7 protein-coding genes are annotated in these 11,763 nt (G+C 31.4%); 1 reads left to right on the forward strand and 6 read right to left on the reverse strand.

Going from position 1 to position 11,763, the window contains the following annotated elements; translation table 11 throughout:
* Positions 1-31 precede the first annotated feature (31 nt).
* The 4 genes from AC4FQ3_RS04100 to AC4FQ3_RS04115 all read right to left on the reverse strand — a co-directional run bounded on the left by AC4FQ3_RS04100 (position 32) and on the right by AC4FQ3_RS04115 (position 5,584).
* Complete coding sequence (locus AC4FQ3_RS04100; RefSeq protein WP_491180978.1) at positions 32-2,959, reverse strand: triple tyrosine motif-containing protein; 2,928 nt, start codon at positions 2,957-2,959, stop codon at positions 32-34.
* 440 nt (positions 2,960-3,399) lie between these two features.
* A complete protein-coding gene (locus tag AC4FQ3_RS04105) occupies positions 3,400-4,035 on the reverse strand; it encodes an HAD family hydrolase (RefSeq protein WP_491180979.1) in 636 nt (211 codons plus the stop codon).
* Positions 4,036-4,111: 76 nt separating this feature from the next.
* Positions 4,112-4,576 carry an NUDIX hydrolase gene (locus AC4FQ3_RS04110; protein WP_491180980.1) on the reverse strand — a complete coding sequence of 155 codons (465 nt, stop codon included), beginning with the start codon at positions 4,574-4,576 and terminating at the stop codon, positions 4,112-4,114.
* An 81-nt stretch (positions 4,577-4,657) separates the two neighbouring features.
* Positions 4,658-5,584: a Cif family virulence factor gene (locus tag AC4FQ3_RS04115; RefSeq protein WP_491180981.1), complete on the reverse strand. Its 927-nt coding sequence runs from the start codon at positions 5,582-5,584 to the stop codon at positions 4,658-4,660.
* 227 nt (positions 5,585-5,811) lie between these two features.
* Between AC4FQ3_RS04115 and AC4FQ3_RS04120 the strand changes: the two genes are divergently transcribed.
* A complete protein-coding gene (locus AC4FQ3_RS04120; protein WP_491180982.1) occupies positions 5,812-6,981 on the forward strand; it encodes a BT3233 family polysaccharide utilization protein in 1,170 nt (389 codons plus the stop codon).
* Positions 6,982-7,074: 93 nt separating this feature from the next.
* On the opposite strand, the gene AC4FQ3_RS04125 is transcribed toward AC4FQ3_RS04120, so the two are convergent.
* On the reverse strand, positions 7,075-9,702 hold the full coding sequence (locus AC4FQ3_RS04125) for a DUF7619 domain-containing protein (RefSeq protein WP_491180983.1): 2,628 nt from the start codon (positions 9,700-9,702) through the stop codon (positions 7,075-7,077).
* Between the two features lie 152 nt (positions 9,703-9,854).
* Positions 9,855-11,633 carry a 30S ribosomal protein S1 gene (gene rpsA / locus AC4FQ3_RS04130; RefSeq protein WP_029270489.1) on the reverse strand — a complete coding sequence of 593 codons (1,779 nt, stop codon included), beginning with the start codon at positions 11,631-11,633 and terminating at the stop codon, positions 9,855-9,857.
* Positions 11,634-11,763 lie beyond the last annotated feature (130 nt).

Genomic DNA, 11,763 nt, shown 5'->3' on the forward strand with positions numbered 1-11,763 from the left:
ATGTTTCTATGTGTTTAAAAAAACAACATATTTAAAAATTCAAAATAAACTCTGTAATATTCGCATCTGACGAAAGTTGTAATTTCTTGCGAATGCGATATCGGGTATCTTCTACCCCTCTTACGGAGATTCCTAAAAGCGGCGCAATTTCTTTGGTATTAAAATTCATTCGCAAATAAGCACATAAACGCATATCACGGGGAGTTAATTCGGGAAAACTCGTTTTTAGCCGTTGCATAAAATTATCATGAAGCTGGTTGAAAATTTCTTCAAATTCATTCCAATGCTGATCTCCCTGAAGTTCGTGATCAATCAATCGGTTTATTTTGGTTAATAAACTGAAATTTACATTGGCGTCATTCTTTTTATCAATTTGTCCGATAAGTTCTTTTATCGAAAGCAAAATTTCATTTAAATGGATTAGATTCACCGTACTAGAAGCTACTTTTGCATTTTTAAGATTAATGGTAGCTTCGAGGTTTTCGCGCATAATGGCCATGTTTTCCTGTTCTAATGCCAGTTTTTGTTCGTTTAATTCTGCTCTGTTTCGCAATAATTCTTTTTCCTGATTTAAAATCAATTGTTCCCGATCGCGCTCGGCAAGATTTTTTTGATATTTAATAATCGCATAAATCAAAACACCAAAAAGCAACAAATACAAAATATAAGCCCAACTTGTTCTGTACCACGGCGGTGAAATTTCAAATTTAAAAATAGCTTCTTCGCTTACAACATCGTAAATGTTTTTTGCCCTTACGTGAAAAATATATTCGTTTTCAGGCAAATTGGTATATTCTTTTTCGGTCTGCAAACTCCAATCCGACCATTTTTCTTCAAAACCCTCCAGCCAATATTCGTACTTTGTAGCATCGGCTTCATCATAACAAAGTGAAGCAAACGAAAAATGCAAAGCATTATTAGAATGTGATAAAACGGGAGTGAGTTCATTTTTATCCAAATTTATATTCTTAGGAAGAATATCGTATCTACTGGAAAACAATAAACTATCTTTTGGTAAAATACATTTCACCTCAGAAATAACCGCTTTATATTTTGCCTGATAACTTTTATTTTTTGTTGCGTTATAATGAATTAAGCCATCCTGAGTACCAAAAAAAACATCGCCATCTGTAGTTGTCTGAATGTTTTCGAAACCCGGAACATATAAATATCGAAGTTTTCTAAAAGGCAATTCTTCTACAGTAAAATTTCCATTTGCCTGTCGGGTCATTTTCCCTGTATTTTCTCCGGAAACATACCAGATATTATTTTGATTATCTGCTTTAAGCAATCGAATATGATTTTCCAATCCCAAATACTTTTTAAAAACCGCATCGGGAATCATTTTTTTTGATGTATTGTCTTGTTTGTAAATACCTTTTGTAGTTCCGAAAAGTATTTGATTATTAATTTTAAAAGTATTCAAAAACAAACTAGAAGGAAAACCACTTTCCTGATTGTAAAACTGAAGATCTGAAACTGCATCAAATGTTTTATTGAGTTTAATTTTATAAATTCCTTTATAACCATGAGCAAGCCAGATACTTTCGTTATCAGTTACAATTATCCTGCTGCTTTCCTGAAAACCCTTAATTTTATGCTGATATACCCAGGAATCGTTTATTTTTTTTAACAAATGCATTCCGTTATAACCGCCAACTAATAATAAATCAGGGCGATTTGGAATATTTATGCCTTGCCACGCACCATCAGTTTTTGCCAGTAATTGAGCCGAATTTCCTTTGATTTCATAGATTCCGTTTTTTTCAAAAGCCAATAGCGACTTGCCAAAAACGCCAACATTCCACACATTTTCAGACATTCCTGAAATGTGTTGGAAATGTGTATTTTCACGCTTTCCGTTTTTATATGCTTGCCAATCCATCCAAAATAAACCGTTATCTGTGGCGATATATAATTTATTTTGATAAATCTGGCTGCAATATATTTTAGTTTCGGAACTTGATGTGTCTAGTATTCTCGACAAAGGTGAAGAAATCTGAATTAGTGAAATGCCCTCTTTTAAAGTTACCCATAAATTGCCTTCTTTATCCGTTTTAAGATTTGTAACATATTCATTTTGCAGCCCCATTTGTTTATTGATGTGCTGAATTAAATGTCCGGTACTGTCAATAACTATCAATCCGGATTGTCGTGTTCCAATTCCTAAATAGCCATCGGGAAACAAAATTGCGGTCGTAATTTGATGCTGTTTAAATAAATAATCAGCTTCTGTAACAAAAGGTTTTATTTGATTATTTTTATAAACAAAAAGACCATCTTTTTGGGTTAGCAGCATCAATCCTTCTTTCGTTGCAAAAGCTTTCCGAATTTTCATTCCCAAAAACTGTTGTCCTTTTTCTACAGGAATTAAAACATCATCTTTTAACTTCAACAAACCCTTTCTGTTATCTAAAACATAAATAGAAGTGCCAACATTAAAAAACTCATCAAAATTTGAAGTAGATTGTATTACCTTGATTTTATTGTTCTTATAAATAAATATTTTTTCGTTTGAGAAAAAAATCACTTCATTATTTCGAACAACAGTATGTAAAACATCGCCAAAATTTCTGGACGAAACCGGAAGTAATTTTACCAATGAAGTATATTTGTATTGCCCGTTTGGCAACTGAAAAGTATAACCAAAATCGCATTGAGCCCCTACATATATTCGATCATTTTTATCGATTGCAAGGGACCTTACCATACTTTTATTTTCTGGCTGTGTAACAATATTCCATCGCACACCATCAAATTGCATAATACCAAAATGATTGGCAAAAAACATCATTCCTTTTGAATCCTGCAAAACATCCCAGTTTTCTGAAGCTGCCTTGTATGTTTTTGGATTATAATTTGTAATAAACGGAACCCCGATTTTTTTTATTTGCGCACTTATAATAGCAGGCAAAAAAAAGATCGATACAACTAAAAATCTAATTATACATTTTGTCATTTTGTTTCTGTCTGTAGGTTATTTTTTATGGTCGTGAGAAAACCATAATCCTAAAAACAACAGCTTGGGATTGCTGTTTTCAGGCAAAAAAAATCGTTTTATGATGCTTTCTAAAATTATAATTTGATAATTTCCAAGGCTATAAAAACAATTATATATAATCAAATATATAAAATTTTATTTTATTGTAACAAATTACATTAGAATTAGATAATTTGATAATGCGGTTAATTAGATAATTGGGCAATTAGATAATTTTAAACACAATCTTTTCAGGTGAAGTCGAAGCCTCGTGAACATGAAGTTTTGTAAAAAGCTTTGTCAAAGTTTTAAACTTTGACAAAGCTAACTCAGTATAAACACTAAACCCGACAGGTTTTTAAAACCTGTCGGGTTTAGCGCACTATTTTCATTGCGAGGAACTAAGCAAACCTGAAACTCTATTTCAAAAGATTTTCTAACTCTTCATAACTATTAAAGAGAATTGCACCTTCGTTTGCTAAGTCTTTATTGTTATAGCCATTCGCAAAACCGTAGACTTTAAATCCGCCGCTTTTTCCTGCCATTACTCCTGCTTTACTGTCTTCGACTACAATGCAATCTTTTACATCAAAACCCATTTCTTTTGCTGTGTGCAAAAAAATTCCGGGTTCTGGTTTCCAACTATTAATTTGGTAGGAACTAAATATTTTATTTTCGAATTTATCCAATAATCCGGCAACTTCAAGATTAAGTCTGATTTTATCTACAGGACCGCTTGAAGCCACACAATACGGGATTTTTAATTTTTCTATAAATTCAACTACGCCTTCCATAGGCTTAACCTGCGTTTTAAAAGCTTCAAAACTTTTGGTACGATATTCATTTTCAAAACTCTCCGGAAGTTTTTTATCTATTGCAGTTTCTATATGCTGAAAACATTCTTTTAAATTACGGCCGTTAAAATCGCGATAAGCATCTTCTAATTTCATTTCAAAACCGTGTTCGGCCGCCATTTCGAGCAAAATTCCGTTACCAATTTTTTCGGTATCTACGAGAACTCCATCGCAATCGAAAATTATACACTTAGTATTCATATTTAATTTTTTACATTTAATTATCAAATTTGACAAGAATGTAAATTACAAAATAAATTTTAAAAAGTCTGTGAAATTAAAGTGAAACAGATATTCTGGAAACAATCTGAACTATAAAATCAGCCTGTGCCGGGTTTATTTTTTTCAAAGCTTCTGCTGTTTGAAACCATTCTGCCCTGTCGATTTCTGGAAAGCTTTTCATGCTTCCGGACTTGGGCGGCCATTCGATTTCAAATTCATTACTTTTTATTAAAGTAACGTCAATATCAAATTCTAAAGCCCAGGCAAAAACTGTTTTACCTGATTTGAGTTTTACAGGCTCCAGTTTAATAAAATCTCCATCTGCTTCAAAGCCTGTTTCTTCAAGAAACTCACGCTGGGCGGCAATTAATGCATCCTCATCATCTGTAAACTCTCCTTTTGGAATCGACCAGCTTTCTAAATCCTTATTTTTCCAAAATGGACCACCAGGATGAACTAATAAAAAATAAATCGTTACATCTACAAATTTATAGAGTAATAAACCGGCGCTTTGTTTCATTTTTTTGATATTATAATCTTAAAGATAATTCTTTTTATTTAGCAAAAGTTCAATTTGATATTATTTCAAAAGTGATTCTGTTTAGTCATGATTTACAATTTGGCGATATAGCATCAAAACACCATTTTTATCTCTTTTCCAGATATTGGTGCTTTTTCCGGTAACTGTTGCTTTTTTTTTCTTGTCCCACGAAACATCTACATAATAATAACCATATTCGATAACAAATTTATCGAGAGCAATCATTTTACTTGCCTTAATTTCTAAAAAATCAATTGATACTCCATTTGGCTTCTCATGTTCAACAAAATAAGGTTTTATATTATCCATACCTATCAGCATTGGCGTATCATAAGTCATGTATATCGCATCATTTGCAAATAACTCTGTAGCATGTTTCTCCCCTTCTCTTTTTGTTACAAGTTTAGCAATAAGATCATTACGTTTATTTACTTCATCAGATACAGATTTGTTTACCTTTAGCTTTGGCATATTACTGGCCTGCGGTTTTAAGAATGAAAAATTAGATTTATCTACCGCACTGTTGGCTCCCCAAATTTCTGATATAAGGGTGAGATTCTCATCTTTCTCAATTCTCCATACATTCATGTACTTTCCGTCATAAACAAATAAAGTACTATCAGGTTTTGTAAAATTATTGGTAAAAGTTCCTATTTCTACTAAGTGATTTTTAATTAATAAAACTTCGTAAATAGTACGTTTATACGAATTTATCTTAACGTTATCAAACCATTGCTGATAGTAGTATGCTATACCATATTTTGAATATATTGCCTTATAGTATTCAGGCATGCAGGTTGGCTCATTTTCATCATAATATTTCATTATGACATTGATGTCTTTATTTACAAAAGCATCTGCTAATTGAGTATTTATAGAATTTAACTTTTCTTTCCAATAGTCAATACTTTTAGCTGTTTGAGATTGTGCAGACAATTTTAGAAAACTCAAGAAGATTATTGTAATCAACAAATATTTTTTTTTCATCTTTTATAATATTTAAATTGATAGACTAAAAGTAATAAATAACTTTTAATAGACTACAATACAATGCATTAAACAAGAAACAGTTTTTTTTTATTAATCACTAAAATTAAATCTCTGTACATTTTTATACCAAATATGTATTTATATCTAAAGTTTGATTTGTAATTTTAGAAAGTCATAAGCATTCAATACATTAAACTTTCTAACGAAAATTAAACCGCAAAAAATTGAAAAAATATCTTTTACTCACCGTAATTCTGGCAAGTAATTTTGTCACTCATTCTCAAAACAAAATTATAACCATAATAAATTCTCTCAATATTGAAAGGGAATTTGAAACTGTTGAACTCACAAAAAAATCACTCGGATTACCCGATTCTGCAAAATTGGAAGAACTTGCCATAAAGGAAAAAAACAATGATTTATTTCTCGAAAGTCAAGCTGTAGATAACGATGGCGACGGAACAATGGATGTTTTATTATTTCAGCCGAAAATAAATGCTTCTTCTCAAAAAGATTTTGAAGTTGTTGTGGCAAAAAATACATCAGCTACAAAAAACAGTATTTGCTATTCGAGATTTGTTCCTGAAAGAACAGACGACTATGCCTGGGAAAACAACAAAGTTGCTTTTAGAACTTATGGTCCTGTAGCACAACAAATGGTTGAAAATAAAATTGAAGGCGGAACTCTGACCAGCGGAATTGATGCCTGGCTAAAAAGAGTCGATTATCCTATTATTAATAAATGGTATGAAAAAGCCACTAACGGAACAGGAACTTATCATAAAGATACTGGCGAAGGTTTGGATAATTTTCATGTTGGAAACAGTCGTGGCGTTGGCGGAATAGCCGTGAAAGTTGACAATAAATATTATTTTTCTAAGAATTTCATCAGCTGGAAAACTATTACAACTGGCCCAATCAGAACCAGTTTTATTCTAACTTATGCCGATTGGGATGCAAAAGGAAATAAAATAACCGAATCTAAATTAATTAGTCTGGACTACGGAAGCTATTTATCCCGATTTGAAATTTCAATTACAGGAACAAAAACAATAGCTGCGGGATTAACACTTCATGATAAAAAAGGAACGATTGGCACCAATATAAAAGAAGGCTGGTTAAGTCATTGGGAACCAATTGATGATTCTGAAATAGGAACTGGATTAGTTGCGCCAAAAAATACTTTAACTAGTTTTGATAATTATCTTACCAATGATAAGGACTTAAGTAATTTGTATGGAAACTTAAAAGTAAAAGACAATAAAGCAATTTATTTTGTTGGTTTTGGATGGAAAAAAGGAAGCCCATTTCAAACCAAAACTGAATGGGAAACCTATTTGAGTTCTTTTGCGAAAAAAATTAATAACCCACTTGTTGTGAAAGTAAAAAAGTAATCTTTTCATGTAGATTAAAAATATATTTTCAGGAACAAGTGTATAAAAAAAAGTCCCACATTGCTGTGGGACTTTCTATTTAGAGGAATTTATTTATTGTTTGATAAATTTCATGCTTGAGCTTCCTTTATCTGATTTCACTTTTACAAAGTAATTACCTGTTCTAAGTTTAGAAACATCAATAGTAGAAACTAATTTTGCATTTGGAACAGCAATTACTAATTGTCCTAAAATATCATAAATAGCGAATGATTGTATTTCTATACTTTGAGTTGCAGTAATATTTAAAACATCTTTAGCCGGATTTGGATATAAAGTAAAATAATTCGAAAATTCAAAATCCTGAGTACCCAGATTACTAACAGTTTTAAAAGTTGAAATGGCTTTATTCGTTAAAATCGGAAAATTATAATCAAAATAAATATTAGCATCATTGGTAAATGAATCTCCTACTTTTAATGTTGGTTTTGTTTTTATTTTAAAAGCTACATAACCATCATTATTGGCATCATCAAAAGGAAGATTAATGTTTTCGAAAATAAATTCTACTTTATTTCCTTCTGAAATTTTTGTTACAAAAGGGTGGCTTGAACTTGTTGGAATTAAAGTTGAAATATCAAATTTTGTTAAATCAATCATATCTTTCACAACTATATTTTCTGCTTGATAAGTCCCGGTATTTTCAAAACGAATCATATAATGAACGTACTCGCCTATTAAACCTGGCGTAATAACTGAACCTTCTAAACAAGTTTTATCGTTTGGATCATAAGAACCCACAACTGTTTGATTTAAAGTAAATGTATTGTCAATTAGAGTTTCATCTGTTTCTGATGAAGTAATTGTTGCTACATATTTCAAAATATCTCCATTATTAACGGCAGGTATTTCTGTTGGTCTGTTTACCTTCATTGTCAAAGTAATTTCTCTGCTTTCAAAAGGCAATAAATTAGTAAAACTCCAATTTAAGTTATTTATTTTTTGATTGGAAACTACCGGATTAGAATTTTCCAACTCTAAAATCGAATCATCAAAATTTAAATTAATTGTACCTGATTGAGTCATTGTTCCTTTGTTTGCAAACACAACTTTATATTTTAAAACAAACCCTGGTCGTGCCGCGTCAATAGGAATTAATGTTATTTCCAAATCTGGATGAGCGCCATTTGCTGTAACACAAAAATCCTGAATAAAAGGATTTGCTTGTACTGGAAAAACAACATTTACCGTTGATGGATTTATAGTATAATAATTAGGTTTTTCTAATACTGGCTTAAGCGTATATCCTCCAGCCGAAACAGGAAAAGAATAAGAGCCCAAATTATTAGATATGGATTCTCCAATGATATTGTCTGAAATTGAAAGTTTTAGAGAAGGAAAATTAATATCATCCACATCACACCCATTTGCATTTTCATCATACTTAGTATTTCCTTTTATGGTATAAAAATCACCACCCGGAACAAAAGTGCAATAACTATTTACATTACAATTAGTATATCCTAATTGATCAACCATGCTTTGAACAGGTTTTAATTTAAAATCATCTGTACATATATATTTTAGATTTGGACATTTAGAAACATCAGTATATAATTGCTTTTCAGGTGAACCATTTTTAATTGATACCGAGATTAGATTTGCATTATTATCTAAATCAAGATTAGTAAGCTTCTTAAATTGATTTGCATCTAAAGAAATAAGTTTGTTGTCATATAAAGTTAAACTTTCCAGATTAGGACAATCAGATATATTTACTGACTCCAGCAAATTCCTGTTAGCCTGAATACTTCTGATTCCTGTTAAATTGGTTAATGTTAAAGATGTCAATTGATTTCCACCAAATAATATTTGTTCAAGTTTTACCAGATTATTTATATATAACGAAGTAAGAAAGTTACCCGTAAAATCTAAAGATTCAAGATTTTGCAAGCCATCTAAATCCAAAGAAGTCATTTTATTACCTCTAAAAGATATTCTTTTAAGTTTAGGTAAAATACCAAAAGTTAGTGTAGATATTTTATTAAAATCAAAATTTACATTATCAAGATTAATCAGATTAGTTAAATCTACGCGGGAAAGTTCACTATCTGTACAAATTACAGAAGTAAGATTTGTTAAATTATTAATATCTAATGATGAAAGGTTTGTATTACTGCAAATTAGGGTTTTAAGGTTTGCTAACTCAAAAATGTCCAGAACAAAAAGTTCATAATTTGTCTCACATCTTACATCTGTAAGCTTAGGTGAGCCATTTAATCTCAGTACACTAAGCAGATTATAGGAGCAATTTAATGTAACTAAATCAACTAATCCTTCTAAATTTAAAGTGGTAAGCTTGTTATTATTACAAGCTAACGTTTTTAACTTCGTTAGGGTACTTACATCCAAATCAGAAATCCTATGACCATTACATATTAATGTTTCCAGATTAGTAAATTTCCCTATACCTACAGAAGAGTAAATTAAACCATTGACACTATCTCCGTGAACATCTATATACCCTACCTGTAAAGCTTCGCTTTCCTGAATCTCACCGTCATTATTGGCATCGATTTTAAGAGTATTACCTTGCAAATCTTTAATTATCGCAGTATTGTTAATAATCCCAGGAGTTCTTAATAACATATTTTTAAAACGAAGATCCGGTATATTTACGGTCTGTGCATTCAAACCATTAAAAAAACATAAAGTCAGAACTAAAAAGTAGAGTTTTTTCATATATAAAAATTTTGAAACAAAAATAACTTTTTAAGACTATAACACAACTTTATTTGTTAAAATAAAAAACATAAACCAAAAAAAAGTCCCACATTGCTGTGGGACTTTCTATAGGAATGTAGACACGCACTGCTGTGCGTCTCTACTAAGAATTATTTTTTCTCAGTTTTTTCCATTTTAGCTTTTAATGCAGCCAATACATCATTGTTATCTCCTAAAGTTGCAGCTGGTGCATTTGTAGTAGAGTTAGATGAAGTATTTTCAGTTGCAGCTTTCACGTTTTTCTCTTCTTCTTCACGGAAGATAGCAGTGTGAGAAGCAACTACTCTTTTGAATTCTTTGTTGAATTCGATTACTTTGAAATCAGCAGTATCACCTTTTTTCAATTTCTTTCCGTCTTCTTTTTCAAGGTGACGAGTAGGAATGAAAGCAACGATATCATCTCCGAATTCTACAGTAGCTCCTTTGTCAACGATTTCAGAAATTTCACCATTGTGGATAGTTCCTACAGCGAAAGAATCTTCGTATTGATCCCAAGGATTAGCAGTAGTTTGTTTGTGACCTAAAGATAATTTACGTCCTTCAACATCTAATTCTAATACAACTACATCAAGTTTTTCACCAACATTTACAAATTCAGATGGGTGTTTGATTTTCTTAGTCCAAGATAAGTCAGAGATGTAAATTAATCCATCAATTCCTTCTTCTAATTCTACGAAAATACCAAAGTTTGTAAAGTTTCTAACGATACCTGTATGTTTAGAACCTACTGGGTATTTAGAAGTAATGTCAGTCCATGGATCTTGAGTCAATTGTTTGATACCTAATGACATTTTACGGTCATCTCTATCTAAAGTTAAGATAACAGCCTCAACAACATCTCCAACTTTTACGAAATCCTGAGCAGAACGTAAATGAGTTGACCATGACATTTCAGAAACGTGGATTAAACCTTCAACACCTTCAGCAACTTCAATAAATGCACCGTAATCAGCGATTACAACTACTTTACCTTTTACTTTATCACCAATAGTTAAATTAGCATCTAAAGCATCCCATGGGTGAGCGTTTAATTGTTTCAATCCTAATTGAATTCTTGTTTTCTCATCATCGAAATCAAGGATTACAACGTTTAATTTTTGGTCTAATTCAAGAACTTCACTTGGGTGGTTGATTCTACTCCAAGAAAGGTCAGTAATGTGAATTAATCCATCAACACCACCTAAGTCAATGAACACACCATAAGAAGTAATGTTTTTAACAACACCTTCTAATACTTGTCCTTTTTGTAATTGACCGATGATTTCTTTTTTCTGTACTTCGATATCAGCTTCGATAAGCGCTTTATGAGATACAACAACGTTTTTGAATTCGTGGTTAATTTTTACCACTTTGAATTCCATCATTTTGTTTACATATACATCGTAGTCTCTAATTGGCTTAACGTCAATTTGAGAACCAGGTAAGAAAGCTTCAATTCCGAAAACGTCAACGATCATACCACCTTTAGTTCTGCATTTTACAAAACCATTAACGATTTCTCCTGTTTCGTTTGCAGAAATAACTCTATCCCATGATTTAATAGTACGTGCTTTTCTGTGAGATAATACTAATTGACCTGTTTTATCCTCACGGATGTCGATTAATACTTCTACTTTGTCACCAACTTTTAAGTTTGGGTTGTAACGGAATTCGTTTAAAGAAATAACACCTTCCGATTTTGCGTTGATATCAACGATAACGTCTCTATCTGTAATTCTAACAACTACACCTTCAACTACTTCTTCTTGGTCTGTAGCGATGAAAGTTTTTGAAACTAGTTCTTCGAATTCTTGTAAGTTTTTCTCATCTACTGCATCAATTCCTTCTTGGAAGTTATGCCAGTTAAAATTTGCTAAAAACTCTTCTTGTGATTTTAATTGTTCAGACATGCTCTGATAAAAAATTTGTATTCTGTATTTCTTGAGTTTCTTAATGCAGTAGAAAAAACAGAAGTTGTTTTACATAAATAGTTGATACCTAAAGGAAACTCTTCTTTGCCAAAAGGACTGCAAAATTAAT

The organism is Flavobacterium sp. AK-345 (assembly GCF_058310175.1).